Origin of the sequence: Mycobacterium sp., assembly GCF_035603715.1 — a bacterium.
GTDB lineage: Bacteria > Actinomycetota > Actinomycetes > Mycobacteriales > Mycobacteriaceae > Mycobacterium.
This window is the reverse complement of the sequence record NZ_DATNJW010000121.1, coordinates 1-15,666: the sequence shown is the minus strand read 5'-3', so window position 1 is coordinate 15,666 and position 15,666 is coordinate 1. Positions and strand designations below refer to the sequence as shown.

The following is a 15,666-nucleotide window of genomic DNA, read 5'->3' as shown; positions in this document are numbered from 1 at the left end:
GGTCAATTCCCAACCGCCCAGCGGCGATTTCGGCTCTGAGGTCGCGATCGGAGAGCAGCACGCGACGAGCGTAGCCGCTCCCCCGCAGACGGCGATGTCGATGAACGACGCGACCTATTCGACGTCCACGCCGCTGGCTGGAGCGGTCAACCCACCGACGCGCAAATAAAACTGCGAGCGGTTTCCATTCTTAGGCCAAAGTGTCCATAACATGAACTGTGAGTGTTACTAATATGAACCATGGATGTTATTCAGATGGCCGGAGGGGATCACCCGATCCTCCCGGCTCGCCGGTCGCACAACCACATGCTGCGGATGCAGCTGGCCGGGATCGCCGAATCAATTGTCGGCGCCGCTCTTGCACTGGCACCGCAGGCCAGTGCAGATGGTCAGGAAGACAACTTCCTGGCACTGCTTGCTCAGGCAGGTGTTCCTGCCCACGACAACATTCCTTCTGTCATCGACTACGGTCACCAAGTTTGTCAGGCACTTGACGGCGGACAGTCAGGGGCCGCGGTGGTAGACACATTGGCGAACCATGGTTATGGCGAAGACCCCTCTCATGATCTCGGCCAGTACCACCGCACCATGGTCCGATTCGTCAGGGCCTCGGTCACAGCTTTCTGCCCGGGGAACCAGGGAAAGTTGGCTTCTGTCGCAGGGTCAAGCGGAAAGCCCCGCATAGCGCTCGTCGGGCAGTCGATTCCAAACCCACCGCTGATTCCGCCGCAACCTGAACCGGCGATCAAGGTGCTGATACCACCTGTCGCGGCACCGTCACCGACACCGAAGCAAGCGCCGCCACCGAAGCAGGCGCCGCCGCCTCCGCCGCAAGTGGAAGTACCTCCCGCGGCCGGAAGTCAGGGAGGCGCGGGTGATGGGGGCACCGGCGGTGGGCTCAACGGCGGTGGAAGTAGTAGCGGGGATGTCCCAGCGGAACCTGCACCGCGACTCCCGGAAGGCCACATTGTCTTAGCCCCATAGGCTCCCGAACTTCTTCTTCTCATCAAACGAGAAGCACCTAACTGATCGCCCCTTCGCGCGCTATCCCCGATCGGCCGGCGGCGATTTCGGCCCCGAGGTCACGCGCGGAGAGCGACGCGCGTATCCGCTCGGCTCCGTGACGGTGGGTGCTAGCCTTCCCAAGCAACATCGCCGATGTAGTTCAATGGCAGAACATCAGCTTCCCAAGCTGAATACGCGGGTTCGATTCCCGTCATCGGCTCCACGATTGAGCAGCGCCAACGCCAGGTGCCATGATGTCCGATCCTTCGGTGAAAGCCGCTGTTTCGGGCTAGATTTCCCGCAAGCCTTCCCGTGCAGCCGAATAGGGGCGCATCGTGACTCGTGTTCTCGTGACAGGCGGGTATGGCCGGGTTGGCAGGGCGGTGGTGGAGCGGCTCGTCGCTGACAAGTTTCAGGTCGTCGTCACGACGCACAAGACCGTGACACCCTCACCCCCGGTCGGTGTGGATGTCCGCCCCGTCGATCTGACCCAACCCGATCAGGTCAAAGCCCTCGTCGACGATTTGTCGCCGTCGGTGATAGTTCACTTGGCCGCGGTTGTCCCGCCACGGTGTTACACCGATCGCACCTTTGCTCGTGCCGTCAACGTCGACGCCACCGCCGCCCTGGTGCATGCCGCGACGGAACAGCCGTCGCCCCCTCGTTTCGTGCACGCATCCACCGGGGCTGTGCACGGTATCCGGAACCCACACCGGGTCACCAATCCGGTGACACCCGACTCACCGCTGGCGCCGGTCGACCTGTACGGCTGTCACAAGGCCTTGGCCGAGGACATTGTGCGGTCATCGGGTTTGGAGTGGTCGATCCTTCGGCTCTGCAGCGTCATTGCGCTTGATCAACTTGCCCACTTCCGGAATACCGATGCGTTCTATTTCCGGGCGTTGGTACCTGAGGACACCCGAGTCCACACCGTCGACCCTCGCGACGTCGCGGCGGCGTTCGCGGCAGCGATCACGACCGACGCGGTGCGGGAAGTTTTCATGATTGGCGGAGACGACACCCATAAGCGGGTATGGGGCGAATTAGCGTGCGAGAACGCCGAGGCGATGGGACTCGCCGCAGCGATGTTTCCGGGCCGACCGGGTAACCCGGACAGCGACGCGGACTGGTACCCGTTGGGTTGGTTCGACACGGCGCGCGCACAGCAAGCCCTGTCTTTTCAGCGCCACTCCAGCGCGGCCGCATACGCCGAGATTCGCGCCAGAGTGGGCTGGAAGTCGCGCCCGCTGCGCATCGCGGCGCCGGCGTTGCGCGTACTCATGCGGCGCCAAGCGCCATACTTTCAGGCACCCGGTCGTTACGCCGACCCCTGGGGCGCGATCCGGAAGAAGTGGGGCGATCCGGCACCGGACGCGTTGACGGTTTAACCGGGTCGCTCTCGTTACCAAGGCGATTGAGAACACGCTGCGCCGCTCTCGCGTTGGACACGCGACTCGCGCAACTCAATCACGGTCTTCGAGTTCTGTTCGGGCCTGGTCGATTTGGTCGTAGGCGTACCTCGCCATGGCGGCGGTGGTCATCGCCTCGCCCTTACGGGCGAGCGATTCGTAGGTGTGGTCGCCGAGGACATCGCGCAGATCGGTGATGGCGGTGGTGAGCTCGGGGTTCGCTGTCGCGGTGAGGGGACTGAAGGCGAAGCCAGCGATGGTGGCCGCTGGTTCAACTCGTCCGAGCCTGTCGAAAAGGGCAGCGAGGACCGTCAGCGGGAAACGGATCATGGTCGTGTTGCCCGCGTCGTGGAAATTCCGGACCGCAAGTGCGACATAGTCGAGCGCGGCCAGTGGGTCGCCGTACTCGGCCTCGAGGCGGGCCAGACTGCCCGCGATGCGTGTTTCGGTATTGCGGTTGCCGCTTTCCTGGGCGATCAGCAAACCGCGGCGCTGGGCGTCCATCGCCGCGGCGGGATCAGCCTCGCCGAACGCATAACCGTAGGCGTAGAGCGCAAACGAGAGGGCAGCCTGCGTCGGCCTCCCACCGACGGGTCGAACCCTCCACGTCGGTGAACAAAAACGTCACGACCCCCGAAGGAGCAGCCGCCGTGGACACCCACGCAGAATGCCACACCAAACAGCAGAACGCGCTGGCCTACGACACGGCGATCTAGCGTCTCGATCGATCCGCGCGCGGGCTAAGCGCCGCGGAAACAGAGCGCCCCATGGTCCCGCGGTGGGGACCAAAGGGGCGCACTCGTAAGGGAGAAGGGCTTCTAGCCCTAGCGACCGCCGCCGGCACCGCCGCCGCGGCCACCGCCGGCACCGCCGCCGCGTCCACCGCCGGCACCGCCACCAAGGATGCGTCCGCCGCCGGCGCCGCCACCAAGGATGCGTCCGCCGCCGGCTCCGCCGCCGTCAATCATGATTGTGCTGGTCTCAGTCATAGACACAGGCTATCGCCGAATCCTCTGTGACCACAATATGATTCAAAGTTAACACCAGCCTCGCAAAGGTGAACGCAGGTAGTAGTTTCGTTTAACAGCGGGTGCCCGACGTGCCGACGCTGAACTTGGATATGCCGCGATCGCGTTGCCGGCCGTAACAGGCAGCGTGGAGCATCGTTACAAGGGCATTGTCAGGGTGATCATCTGTGCGGCGCGCCGGGTCCGCCTGTCTTAGAGTTCGGCCGTGACTCAGATTCAGGAGCACGCCGACGCCGAACAGCCATCGCCGTGGGCTCCGTTACACAACCCTATTTATCGCAACCTGTTCTTCGCGTCGTTTGTCTCCAACATCGGTACGTGGATGCAAAATGTGGCGGCCCAATGGTTTTTGGTGGAAAAGCACAGCAGTGACGTCATCGTCGCACTGGTCCAGACGGCGAGCCTTGGGCCGACGCTGATTTTCGCGTTGTTCGCCGGTGTGCTGGCCGATCTGTTCGACCGGCGCCGGTTACTGATCGTTCTGCAGACGTATGCGGTGCTGGTTGCGCTGGCCCTGGCCGTGCTGACTTACCTCGATCGGGTCAGCCCGACAGCACTGTTGATGTTCACCGTGGCCATCGGCTGCGCCTCCGCACTGGCGGCCCCGGCCTGGCAGGCGATTCAGCCCGAGGTGGTCCCACGCGAGCAGATACCGGCCGTCTCGACCTTGGGCAGCGTCTCGGGAAATGCCTCCCGCGCGATCGGACCGGCGATCGGCGGCGTGATCCTGGCATTGGCCGGTCCCGCGGCGGTCTTCGCCATCAACGCGATTTCGTTCGCCGGAATCATCGCTGCCCTGCTGGTGTGGAAACGACCCAAGCAAATCGCACCACTCGAACGAGAACAGTTCGGCCAGGCCATCCTCACCGGACTGCTGTTCGTCAACCACGCTCCGATATTTCGCAGGATCCTTTTGCACGCAGCGCTTTTCCTGTTTCCCGCCTCGGCCCTCTTGGCGCTGCTGCCGGTGGTCGCCGCCCGCAGATGGCACCTCGGTGCCAGCGGCTATGGCGTGGCGGTGGCGGCCGTGGGTTTGGGTGCTGTACTCGCCGTGGCGATCGCCGGGCTAATACGGCTGAAACTGTCCGACAACCTACAGCTGGCGGCGTCCGCCGCCGCCTACGGTCTGGCAATACTGGCAGTCGCGTGGCTTTCGTTCGCTGCCGCTATACCCTTCCTGGTGATCGCGGGGATGGCCTGGCTGATCACGCTGACCACGTTGAACGCGGCGGCCCAGCTGACGTTGCCGCGCTGGGTTCGGGCCCGCGGTTTGTCGGTGTATCTGTTGGTCGCCACCGGATCTCAGGCGATCGGCGCGTATGCCTGGGGCGCCCTCGCCACCCGGGCTGGACTCGACGTTGCGCTGCTCGGGTCGGCGGCCGCGCTGGGCGTTGTTGTGCTCAGCGTCGCCGTGCTGCCGTTGCGGGCGTCCACCGGCAAGATAAGCGTCGAGGTTTCGAGTGCGTGGCCGACGCCGACGCTCATGTTTGAGCCATGCCCTCAGGACGGACCGGTATTGGTTACGGTCCGGTACCGGGTGTCGACCGAGAACTACGAAAAGTTCGTCCAGTCGATGGGCAGTGTCAGGCGGTCACGGTTACGGACGGGTGGCCACAGTTGGCGGCTGTATCACAGCGTCGGAGAGCCCGACATCTTCCTCGAGCGGTTCACCGTCGCGTCCTGGAGCGAATTTGAGCGCCAACGCACGGAGCGTTGGCTGGACTACGACAGTGAGGGCGTCACCAGGGCGATCGGCTATACCGTCGACAACGCCCGACGGCACGAGTACTTCGTCGCTCGACGCGTGCCCCGATGAGTCTGCGTCGTTGTCGCGCCCACTAATCGGCCGGCGGTCGGCGCAGCGCTCGCTGATGTCGGACGTCCAGGCAGCAATGCTCGGCAGGGTGGATCGCTACGAGCTGGCCCGGTGGTTCGGCGGCTGAACGTCTTTTTATTTGCATCTCGGCTTCTACGATTCTTTGATCATCGGCCGACAGACTGAAGGAGGCTTGCACTGAACCGCAGGAGTCTGTCGACGATCGGGCAACGATTCGAGCACTCGCGAGTCGGCGAGTGCTCGATCAGCGTCGTGGTCGTGCTGGCGCTGACGATCGGCGTGGTGTGGAGCATGCCTGACGCCGAATTCAAGCGACGGCTCGTACCGGTGCTGCAACCGGTCGCTGTGGCGACGGGGTTGGAGCAGGACTGGCGGATGTACGCCCCGGAACCGCTTGGGCGTCTGGAATTGGTCGAGGTGCGTGTCACCATGACCAATGGCGTCCAGCGGGTGTGGACCCCTCCGCGCGGCGACCGGGTGGTGGGAGCGTTCGCCTGGTGTCACTGGCAAAAGTTGAAGGAGAATCTCGTGCGGGTGCCGGCGATCCGAGATGATACGGCGCACTGGGTAATTCATCAGGTCACCGAAGGTTCCGAACACGCCGCACGGGTTCAAATGGTTTTACGCACCGAGTTACTCCCGGCCCCGGGCGCCGACAGCCCCCGCACGGTCGCAGAGGAAATCCTGTACGACGAAATCTTGACCGGCGGGCAATGACCGAGCCAACAAGCCGCCAGCGACGTTGGCCGGCGACCGCGGTGACGACCTGGCGGACGTTTTGGTTTCGACCGCAGCCCGCATACACCCTTGGCCTAATCAGGATGGCGTTCGGAGTGGTGGCGATCGGCTGGGCGGCCTCCCTGCTCCCTGATTTGTATGCGCTGTTCGGGCGGCACGGAGTCGAGCCACAACAGCCTGAGAGTGCCTATCAGTGGAGTGTTTTCGCGATCTGGACCAGTGACCATATGCTGCTTATCGGATGGATCCTGCTGCTGGTGTCTTCGGTCGCGCTGACGATCGGCTGGCACAGCCGACTGGCCGCTCTGGCGGTGTTCGTGCTGATCGTGTCGTTCGAGCACCGCGACGTGTCGGTATTCAATTCCGGCGATCTCGCGGTGCGCATTGAGGCCTTGTTTCTTGCGATATCCCCTTGCGGCGCGGCACTTTCGCTCGACCAAGTACGCAGCGCCGGCAAGTTCTGGTCGGCGCAGCAGCGCCCGCAATGGCCGGTGCGGTTGATGCAAGTGCAGCTGTCGTTGATCTATCTCGCGTCGGCACAGGCCAAGCTGAATGGCAACGCGTGGCCGCAGGGGACAGCCGTGTCCTACGCTCTGCGACTGCCGGACATGCTGCTGCTGCCCACGCCGTACTGGTTTACGAACAGCGCACTGCTGATGAACGCCGTCACCTGGGGCACGCTCGCCATCGAGCTGTCAATTGGGATTTTGGTGTGGAACAAGCGATTACGGCCATGGGTCCTGACCGCGGGCGTGGTGATGCACACGATGATCATGATCACCATCACCGTTGGATTTTTCACCCTGGCCGTTTTCGTCCTCTACCTCGCGTTCGTCCCACCCGAAATAGTGGAGCGTCTTCCGCGTAGCGCTAAAGGTATGGCTAGCAAGCTAGTGGCGGCACTTGCGCGACCTAGCCCGAAATCCGGGAATCAGACCGAGAATTCGGACTTCGCCGGAGACGACGGAGTCGTCGCCGAATTTCGAGCCAAAAATCCAAGTGGCGCACGGACTACCGCCGACGACTAGGTGAGAGGCAACGCGGCGGCCCGGTCAGCTGGGCTAGTGGCATTTGTTCGATGGGGTGCTCCCGCACTTCTGCGGAGGGCCGCCCTTGCCACCGCTGGACGACCCACTGCCGGGCGACCCACCGCTGGACGACCCGCTCGACGACCCACTGCCGGGCGACCCACCACCGTTCGTCACACCGCCGGTCGTCCCCCCACCGTTCGTCGCACCGCCGGTCGTCCCCCCACCCGTCGTTGTCCCACCCGTCGTACCCGAAGTGGTCCCACCCGTCGTAGTCCCGCCCGTGGTACCCGCGGTGGTTCCACCCGTCGTACCACCCGTCGTAGTACCGCCAGTCGTGTTCGGGTGCGGGTGTTGGTGCGGAAACGGGATCGGAATGGGGACGGGGATCGGAATGGGGATCACCCCGGGCGCAGGTGGCGGCGCAACACCGGGCCCGGCGTCGGGCGGGGGTGCCGGCGGTGGCGCCTGATCCGCTCCGCCACCACCTCCAATCGCAGGTCCCGGACCACTCTGGGGGACAACGGCATCCGGAGCCGGCTCTGATGGTGCCTGCACATCCTGCGCGGGCTGCACGTTCGGCGCCGGCAAGGCAGGTACGAAGTTGCCCGGAACCGACTTCTGCTGCGCCGGCGGCGGCGGTTGCGGGTGCGTCGCGGCAGTCGGGCGGACGCCGATAGTCACTGCGACGGCCAACGCCGCAATTCCGGCGACCAGCATTCCACCGGCCGCGCTGCCCACCAGCAAGGCTCGGCCGGCTGGCACTGCGGCAGCGTCTAATTCCTCGTCATCATCGCCGCCGTATTCCATCGGGAGCAGTTCGGAGTCGTCGTCCTCCATCGAGTACGCCAACTGCGATTCCGAAGCCGCGGCCCTCGTCGCGACCTCGTCGCCCGTGAACGCTTCGGTCATCGGCGGTGCAGATGACGCCATAGTTGGGTCGCCGGTCGGCGAGGAAAACCGGCCGGTCGGCGCCACAGGTGCCAACGCGGTGGCGTCGCCGGCGGGGTAGGAAAGCCGGCCCGTCGCCGCGTCTAATGCTGCGCCGCGGGCGATCGCGAAGTCGGGATCGCCCGGCACCGCCAGCGGCAGAGAAGACATCGCCGTTGCCGCCTCAGACTCTGACATCACCACGACGTTGTGAACGCCGGAGTCGTCCAACGCCTGCCTCAGCTGATTGGCTCGGGCCTGATCCGACCAGCACAGCCGGGTGGCGACCAGCCGGTGATATTGGTCTGCCAGCGACCGACTTGTACCGACCACCGTCTCGGTCAGTCTCGCGATCGGATCCTCCGCGAGATCGACGACCGACTCGTCGATGACCCCATGGGCACCGTTACCCGTTTCGATGAGGGCCAAGCGGGCAACCGGACCGTCGACTGCGACCCCTAGAGCCAGGTCCACCGCGGACCTCCTCTCAACTGCTGCCGCATCGGCGCGTTCGCCGGTCACTCACGATGTAACAGGGCAAGAATGCCGAGTGTTCGCCTATACCTCGGCGATTATCAGTCATCCGCGGGAGAATGCCAGCGTATTTGGCAGATTGCGCTCCGCCTCAACTGCGTGCCGAATTAGCCAGTACAACTTCGTGCCGGATCGTCGCGCAGCGGATACCGTCACAGACGAGCCGCGCAATTTACCGAGCAGGGTGTTAACTCGGCGCAACCAAAACGGTGCCGAACCGCAGTCTCACATTCCAGGGAGATCTCGTGAGCCAACGACACGATGACCCGGCCACCCAGGATTTCGCCACCCAACGTCTCTCAGCTGGGCGGGGCGCACCGCCGCCCCCGAGACACCCCGCTCCGAACGAGCCCTCGGCCAAGCGGTGGAATCTCGGTCGCGACGTGGTGGCCGGTGTGCTCTTGCTCATCGCGCCCCTCTTCCCATGGAACCTGTACTTCGGCATCGGCATCCCGAATAGCAGCGGCGCATTGTTTGCGCTGCTGGCTGTGGTGACCGTGCTTTCGCTGGCAGCTATCGCGGTGACCTATGTGATCGGCTCACGCCCGGGCAATATCCTCGCCGGTCGACTCCGAGTGGCGCTCAACGCGCCATACGTGTTGCTGGTGGCGGGCTTCGTCGGTTTCGACGTCGTGCAGACCGTGCGATACGGCGGCAGCGGCAATGTGCCGGGCGGTGTGGGCCCTGGTGCATGGCTCGGGATCAGCGGCGCATTAGTGAGTGCACAGCCTACGATCACCGGCGCGGCCACCGACGACGACAGCCTTCGAAAGTGGCAGCTGTCGGCACGAATCGTGGGCTACACATCCATAGCCCTTGCGGCGCTGAGTGTTTTGTTCAACCTGTTCTGGCGGACAAAAGCCGCCCTGCCGAGCTCGACGGGCTCATCTGGCTTCGGCAAACAGGGTGCAGCGATCATTGCGACGGCCGCGGTGTACGGCATCGTGGCGTTGATCCCCGTCGTCGTGGCAGCCAGGTGGATTCTGCAGAGCGGCAGCAGGTCGGCTCGGCTGGCGACCATAGCGCTTGGAGCCTCCACGCTTGCCGCCGGGGTTGTCGTCTGGGTTCTTCCCGTTGGCCGCGAGATCGACGGATTTCATGGCATCGCGCAGAACACGTCGACGGCCGGGGTGGGATTCGAGGGCTATCTGGCGTGGGTTGCGGCCGCAGCCATATTCGCGCCGCTGACCCTGCTCAGCGTGGCGACCAACCAGCAGATCGACCGAGGTGTCTGGCGAGTAGCCGCACGAAAAGGCTTGCTACTGATCGCTGTTTGGTGTCTTGCTTCCGTACTGATGAGAGCAACCGACATCATCGTTGCCGCCGTTTTGCATCTGTCCCGCTCGGCGTACGACAGCGCGGCGATGGCCATCTTCGACGTAGTGACCGCGGCGCTGGCGATTTGGCTTCGCAGAAACCTGGTCAGCCGTTCTCTCCCAGTCGCCGTCATCTCATCCCTGTGCGGAGTTCTCCTCGTGCTCAGCGTTTCCCGCATCGTGTTGGGCATCGCCTTGGCGCCCCGAATTGCAGGTACGCCCGCCGGGGCCGGCAGCCCGGTCTACGGAAACAATCTCGCCCAGCAGATCACCAGCACCTTCGATGCCGTGCTCAGCGGACTAGCCTTGTGCATCCTCGTCGTAGCCATCATCACCGCGCGCTTCGTACAACGTCGCTCACCCGCTAAAGCCAAGGGGGACAAGCGGATCCGGTCTGAGGGCGTGGATGCTGAGACAACGCGACTCCGCACCCACGGCACAGCCGAACCGTCGGCGCGGCCGCGGCAACAGCCAACTCCCCCGCCGCGGATCCATCGTCCAACGGAGCAGCCCACGCGCCGGATAAACGTCGGCGCCGGACGTGAGGATGCGACACAACAGCTATCAACTCGGGCGCCCCGGATCTTCCGATCCGACGACCCCAGGCAGCGCCCAATCGCCCCACCGCCCCAGCGTCCCGGACAGCAATCGCCAACCAACGCACCGAAAATCTATCGGGCTCAACCAAATCCGAGAGACCACCCTGGCAATGAACCGAGGCGCGAAGTCTGACAACGAGATGGCTCCGGGAATCGGTCCGGTCTAGCCGAGACCCTTCGCGAAACCGCTGAGATCGCGGACGCTGGCGGCGAACACGTCGGGCATCGCGCCCGCCAACAACATGTCGCCGCCGTGACACGTACCCGCGACGACTCTGCCCACGGCAGGTACACCCGCGCGCACCAGACGACGGTAGTAGTCCAAGCCTTCATCGCGCATCGGATCGAGCTCATTCACCGAAATCACATGCGGGGGTAGACCGCTCAGGTCGTCGTCGGATGCGGCACCGGCAAAACACGTGGGGTCATTCGAGTGCGCACCGTCGGGGTCGTAGATCGAGCCGAGGAGCTCGGCCTGCTGAAGGTTGATGAAGTAGCCATCGCACTCACGCAGCGACGGCAGCTCGTCGGGAACCTCGTGCCACCGGTTGGAGATGTAAGGGCATTGAGCGTAGAACCCGGCTATCTCGTGTAACCAGCCTTCGCGCTTTGCCTTGTGCCCCACCGTGAGAGTGAGATTGCCGCCGCCCGACTCACCGCAGACAATCAGGTGGCTTACGCCAAGTTCGGCGCGATGCGCCGCGACCCATCGCACGCCCGACGCGCAGTCGTTCAATCCGGCCGGAAACGTATGTGGGCCAAGCTTTCCCCCGGAGTTGCGGAATTCGACGCCGACGACGACAAGGCCGGTTCCCGCCAGATACTCCCGAATTCGCGAGTACATCGTGTCGGCGGCGCTGGCGATGGCCATGCCGCCACCGTGAAGATGCACCAGCGCCGGCAGCGGACCGTCGGCGTCCGGGTGACTGATGTACAGCGTGACGTCGTTGCCGTCCTCACCCGTGATCGTCGTCGTCGTGGTGGTGACGCCGTCCGCGTCGGGAACGCCGGACGCGAAGGCGTCGAGCACGGCACCAATGCCCGCCTCGCACATCTCCGCATACGTCAGGCGTTCCTGCAGCGGCGCATCGATGGTGAGTGGCACGACGGGCATGTTGGCGTCGAGCCCGAACTGCGCCAACGCCTCGACCATTCGCGGGTCCGACCGAGGGTCGGTTGCCATCGAACAATCCGGATCGGCGAGACGACCTTCAGCCATGTGGTGACGCTACATCGACGTAAACCGCACGGCACTGATGTCGGAGCAACTCGGCCCGTCCACGGCGAGCCAATAAATCGCGAAAAATGGGGCAATTGCCCGATGCGCATGACAGCTCCCCCAGGCACGCTCGAAATGCTGGCAGGCGTCTGCCCGCCAGGTGCGGGAGAGGAAGGCGCATGGTCAAAACTCGTTTTGCTCGGCTGGGCATGCTGGCAGTGGGGTTAGGCATCGGGGCCGCGTGGGCCCACAATCCGGTCGCTGCGGCGGACTCGTCTTCGGACTGGTTGTCGTCGATCGATGGCCTTCTCACCGGGGCTCTCCCCGCCGCGGACCCGTCAGGTCTGAACCTGGCCATCTCATTCGACGGCATGTCGCTGCTCCAAGACGGCAACGCGTCCGCGACGACGGTAAGCGGGGAGTACGGGCTGGCGATCGCGTACGGCGACGGCGCCAGCGCCACGGCCGAGGGCGGCACTGGCAACTACGCCCTGGCCGACGGCACCAACGCTGAGGCTGCGGCGGGCGGGGCCGCCGGCTCGACCGGTGACAACTTCAACAGCGCCATCGACATCGGCAACAACGGCGACGCCGTCAGCGTCGGTAATCTCAACGGCGCCTACGCCGGCGCGGGCAGTCTTCTCGGTAATGAGGGCGGCACCGGGGGTGGCAGCTTCAACACCGCCATCGACATCGGCAACAACGCTTCCGGCACCTTCGGCGACGGCGCCCACGCCGGTGCGGGTGGCCTGGCCGGGCTGGGCGACGACGGCAACCATGACTTCGCCATCGACTTCGGCAACAACAGCAGCGGGTCCTTCCAGGGCGCCGAAGCTCTTGGCGGCGACTACAACAGCGGGAGCTACTTCGGCAACATCGACGTCGCGGACGGCTCTAATGGACATTTCGCCTACGCGGGCTTTGGCGACGGCAATATTGCCAATGTCGTCGGTGACAACAGCTATGCGTTCTCCGGCGGAGGATTTGACCCTGCTGTGGTCGGAAACGACAACATCGCCACCGTCTTCGACCCCTTCGGCACCCTGGGCAGCACTGCCGTCGCCGGCGAAGGCTTCGACATTCCCGGTAATTTCGATCTCGCTGCCGTCTTCGGCGACGGCTTTGACACGTTCCCCGGAGCTACCGGCGGCAACTTCCTGGTCGAGATCCTGCCGACGCTGTTCTAGGGCACTGCGAAACAAAGCCCGCGGCAAGCGATTACCCGACTGGTAACTTCGTCCGCTATGGGTGCTTTGGACGGACGCGTTGCCTTGATCACCGGTGGAGCTCGCGGGCAGGGCCGCGCACACGCGTTGGCGTTGGCCGCCGAGGGAGCCGACATCGTGCTCGCCGATGCTCCCGCCGCGATGGCGGACCTGACCTACCCATTAGGCACCGAGGACGACTTACGCGAGACGGCAAAGCTGGTCGACGAGCTGGGCCGGCGCTGCATGCCTTTGACCGTGGACGTGCGGGATGCGGCCGCGGTGAACGCCGCAGTCAAGCAGACCGTCGCCGACCTCGGCAGCCTCGACATCGTGGTGGCCAACGCCGGAGTCGTCAGCACCGGGCCCTTGGACGAGGTCAGCGACGCGATCTGGCAGCAACTCGTCGACACCAATCTGACCGGCGCATTCCACACCCTGCGCGCAGCCATCCCGGTGATGCGGCAACAGAAGTTCGGCCGGATCGTCGTAACCTCGTCGATGGGCGGCCGGATGGGGATCCCGGACCTGGCCGCCTACAACGCGACGAAGTGGGGTGTCATCGGCCTGGCGAAGTCCGTTGCCCTGGAGGTCGCAAAAGAGGGAATCACGGTCAATGTCGTCTGCCCCACCACAACCCAGACACCGATGGTGCAACCCACCGGCGCCGACGACATCCCGGACGAACTCGTGCGACGGATGATGAGAGCCAATCCGATCCCTCAGCCATGGTTACAGCCCGAGGACGTCAGCCGCGGCGTGCTGTACCTGGTGACCGACCCAGGGGTCATCACCGGCAGCGTCCTCGAGATCGGCCTCGGCGGCAGCGCACGCATTCACTGACGTAAGCCCAAATCGCTTCAGGCGGCCGACTTTTCCAGGACGTGGACGCCGCACGCCGAGCCCAAGCCGATCACGTGGGCCAGTCCGACCTTCGCGTTCTCGATCTGCCGGTCGCCGGCTTCGCCGCGAAGATGGTGGCAGATCTCCCAGATGTTGGCGATGCCGGTGGCCGCGATGGGATGCCCCTTGGACTGCAGGCCACCAGACACGTTCACCGGCGTCGAACCGTCCCGCCACGTCGCACCCGTGTTGAAAAAGTCTGCGGCTCCGCCTTTTTCACATAGCATCAAGTTGTCGTAGTGCACCAACTCCGCGGTCGCGAAACAGTCGTGCAACTCGACCAGGTCGAGGTCGCTCGGGCCGATACCGGCCTGCTCGTAGGCGGTCGCGGCGGCGTTTCGGGTCAGCGTGTTGACGTTCGGCAAGACCTGGCAACCATCCTCGAACGGATCGGTGGTCAGAATCGACGCCGAGACTTTCACCGCGCGCTTGCGCTGCTGCAAGGCCAGCGACTTCAACGTCTCGCCGTTGCACACGACCGCGGCCGCGGCACCGTCGCAGTTGGCCGAGCACATCGGCCGGGTGTTCGGGTAGGCGATCATGACGTCGTTCATGATCTGCTCGAGGGTGAACTTCTTCTGGTAGGCGGCCAGCGGATTCAGCGTCGAGTGGGCGTGGTTCTTCTCGCTGATCTTGGCGAACAACTCGAAGCTGGTGCCGCCGTACTTGTGGCCGTATTCGGTGCCGATCTGGGCGAACACACCCGGCATGGCCTCGGTGCCGATTCGCCCGTCGACCGGCGCAACGGCCCCGTAGCGGCCGCGCGGCGTCCAGACGTCAGCATCCTTCTTCTTCGTGCCGGCACCGCCGAGTAGGCCGGCCCCGGAAAGCTTCTCGACGCCGACTGCCAATCCGTACTTCACCTCACCGGCCTTGACGGCCATGATCGCGGTCCGAAGCGCGGTGGCTCCCGTCGCGCACGCGTTGGCGACGTTGTAGACCGGGATGCCGGTCTGACCGATTTGTTTTTGCAGCTGCTGTCCGATTCCAGCGTTCGCGGCCATCAGGTTTCCGGCGGCGATGACGCCGATATCGGCCATCGTCACGCCCGCGTCGGCCAGCGCGCCGGTCGCGGCCTCGGCCGCCAGATCAACGGTGTCTTTGTCGGGGTGCTTGCCGAATTTGGTCATCCGGATTCCGAGAATCCAGATGTCGTCGCTGGCGCTCATATGACTACTCCTTCGTGAAGTGGATCGTCAGGTCGCGGGTTCGAAGCCGAAGCCGATCGCCTCGGTGCCTGCCGAGTCGGTGCCGATCGAATAAGTGGCCAGCCGCACTTTCATCCCGTCGTGGACGTGCTCAGGATCGGGTTCGACATTGACCAAATTGGCGCGCACCTGGGTGCCGTCGCAGTCGACCACCGACGCGACGAACGGGGTGGGAATGCCGGGTGCGGCAAACGTGACGATGGTGAACGCTCGCAGCGTGCCCTCGGTCGCAACTGCAACGGGTGAGAATTCGGACGCGAAACAACTGGCACAGGCGTTGCGCCGATCGAAGAATCGGGCGCTGCAGTTTGTGCATTCCTGCGCGACGAGGTGGGGATCGCCGTCATCGAGTACCAAATAGTCGACCAATGGGATCTGACCCGTCATAACACCTCCGTCGTATGTACTGTTGACCGTAGCGAGTGCGGCCCGATTACAGATCCGGAATATCAAGATCGGGGCGTAGCAAAACTGAGACTTCCGCCGCGACAAGCGATATGCGTAAGCTCCTCGCTAACGATAGTTAAGTAGGCGCGACAGTTTTAGGTCGATTTGGTTATGCAGGATGCGGCTCCGGTTCGGGTTGAGACCGACCACCAGTCGCTGTGGACCTACGTCGCTTGCCCCACTCTCGTCGTTGATCAGGCCGGCGCCATCCGTGCGCTGAGTGCGTCAGCGCAGTCGCTCCTGCCCGAGGCGGGGCTGGG

General features: G+C 64.4%; 14 protein-coding genes and 1 tRNA gene. 9 read left to right on the top strand and 6 right to left on the bottom strand.

The window, feature by feature from the left end:
* The first annotated feature begins 240 nt into the window (after positions 1-240).
* From VN856_RS05620 to VN856_RS05610, 3 genes are all read left to right on the top strand, one after another.
* Positions 241-984 (top strand): DUF732 domain-containing protein, encoded by a 744-nt coding sequence (locus VN856_RS05620; protein WP_325686980.1) that lies wholly within the window; start codon positions 241-243, stop codon positions 982-984.
* 170 nt (positions 985-1,154) lie between these two features.
* Positions 1,155-1,228, top strand: a tRNA-Gly gene (locus VN856_RS05615).
* A gap of 112 nt (positions 1,229-1,340) precedes the next feature.
* Positions 1,341-2,393, top strand: a complete 1,053-nt coding sequence (locus VN856_RS05610; RefSeq protein WP_325686978.1) for an NAD(P)-dependent oxidoreductase — start codon at positions 1,341-1,343, stop codon at positions 2,391-2,393.
* 75 nt (positions 2,394-2,468) lie between these two features.
* On the opposite strand, the gene VN856_RS05605 is transcribed toward VN856_RS05610, so the two are convergent.
* Positions 2,469-2,918: a hypothetical protein gene (locus VN856_RS05605; RefSeq protein WP_325686976.1), complete on the bottom strand. Its 450-nt coding sequence runs from the start codon at positions 2,916-2,918 to the stop codon at positions 2,469-2,471.
* Positions 2,919-3,238: 320 nt separating this feature from the next.
* On the bottom strand, positions 3,239-3,403 hold the full coding sequence (locus tag VN856_RS05600) for a hypothetical protein (protein ID WP_325686974.1): 165 nt from the start codon (positions 3,401-3,403) through the stop codon (positions 3,239-3,241).
* Between the two features lie 244 nt (positions 3,404-3,647).
* On the opposite strand from VN856_RS05600, the gene VN856_RS05595 reads away from it, so the two are divergent.
* The 3 genes from VN856_RS05595 to VN856_RS05585 all read left to right on the top strand — a co-directional run bounded on the left by VN856_RS05595 (position 3,648) and on the right by VN856_RS05585 (position 7,045).
* Entirely contained in the window at positions 3,648-5,258 is a 1,611-nt protein-coding gene (locus VN856_RS05595; protein WP_325686972.1) for an MFS transporter, read from the top strand.
* A 279-nt stretch (positions 5,259-5,537) separates the two neighbouring features.
* Positions 5,538-5,996: a hypothetical protein gene (locus VN856_RS05590; protein WP_325686970.1), complete on the top strand. Its 459-nt coding sequence runs from the start codon at positions 5,538-5,540 to the stop codon at positions 5,994-5,996.
* Positions 5,993-7,045, top strand: a complete 1,053-nt coding sequence (locus VN856_RS05585) for an HTTM domain-containing protein (protein ID WP_414686875.1) — start codon at positions 5,993-5,995, stop codon at positions 7,043-7,045. The genes VN856_RS05590 and VN856_RS05585 overlap by 4 nt, the downstream gene beginning before the upstream one ends.
* A gap of 33 nt (positions 7,046-7,078) precedes the next feature.
* Here VN856_RS05585 and VN856_RS05580 read toward each other — a convergent pair whose 3' ends face one another.
* On the bottom strand, positions 7,079-8,449 hold the full coding sequence (locus VN856_RS05580) for a hypothetical protein (RefSeq protein ID WP_325686966.1): 1,371 nt from the start codon (positions 8,447-8,449) through the stop codon (positions 7,079-7,081).
* A 443-nt stretch (positions 8,450-8,892) separates the two neighbouring features.
* Between VN856_RS05580 and VN856_RS05575 the strand changes: the two genes are divergently transcribed.
* Positions 8,893-10,557 carry a hypothetical protein gene (locus VN856_RS05575; RefSeq protein WP_414686876.1) on the top strand — a complete coding sequence of 555 codons (1,665 nt, stop codon included), beginning with the start codon at positions 8,893-8,895 and terminating at the stop codon, positions 10,555-10,557.
* A 30-nt stretch (positions 10,558-10,587) separates the two neighbouring features.
* On the opposite strand, the gene VN856_RS05570 is transcribed toward VN856_RS05575, so the two are convergent.
* On the bottom strand, positions 10,588-11,643 hold the full coding sequence (locus tag VN856_RS05570; RefSeq protein WP_325686961.1) for an alpha/beta hydrolase fold domain-containing protein: 1,056 nt from the start codon (positions 11,641-11,643) through the stop codon (positions 10,588-10,590).
* Between the two features lie 179 nt (positions 11,644-11,822).
* Between VN856_RS05570 and VN856_RS05565 the strand changes: the two genes are divergently transcribed.
* Positions 11,823-12,830 (top strand): hypothetical protein, encoded by a 1,008-nt coding sequence (locus VN856_RS05565; RefSeq protein WP_325686959.1) that lies wholly within the window; start codon positions 11,823-11,825, stop codon positions 12,828-12,830.
* 57 nt (positions 12,831-12,887) lie between these two features.
* Positions 12,888-13,691, top strand: coding sequence for a mycofactocin-coupled SDR family oxidoreductase (locus VN856_RS05560; RefSeq protein ID WP_325686957.1), 804 nt, complete (start codon positions 12,888-12,890; stop codon positions 13,689-13,691).
* Between the two features lie 17 nt (positions 13,692-13,708).
* Here the strand turns inward: VN856_RS05560 and VN856_RS05555 are convergent, their stop codons facing one another.
* On the bottom strand, positions 13,709-14,920 hold the full coding sequence (locus tag VN856_RS05555; RefSeq protein ID WP_325686955.1) for a thiolase family protein: 1,212 nt from the start codon (positions 14,918-14,920) through the stop codon (positions 13,709-13,711).
* A gap of 27 nt (positions 14,921-14,947) precedes the next feature.
* Positions 14,948-15,346 carry a Zn-ribbon domain-containing OB-fold protein gene (locus VN856_RS05550; RefSeq protein ID WP_325686953.1) on the bottom strand — a complete coding sequence of 133 codons (399 nt, stop codon included), beginning with the start codon at positions 15,344-15,346 and terminating at the stop codon, positions 14,948-14,950.
* Positions 15,347-15,666 lie beyond the last annotated feature (320 nt).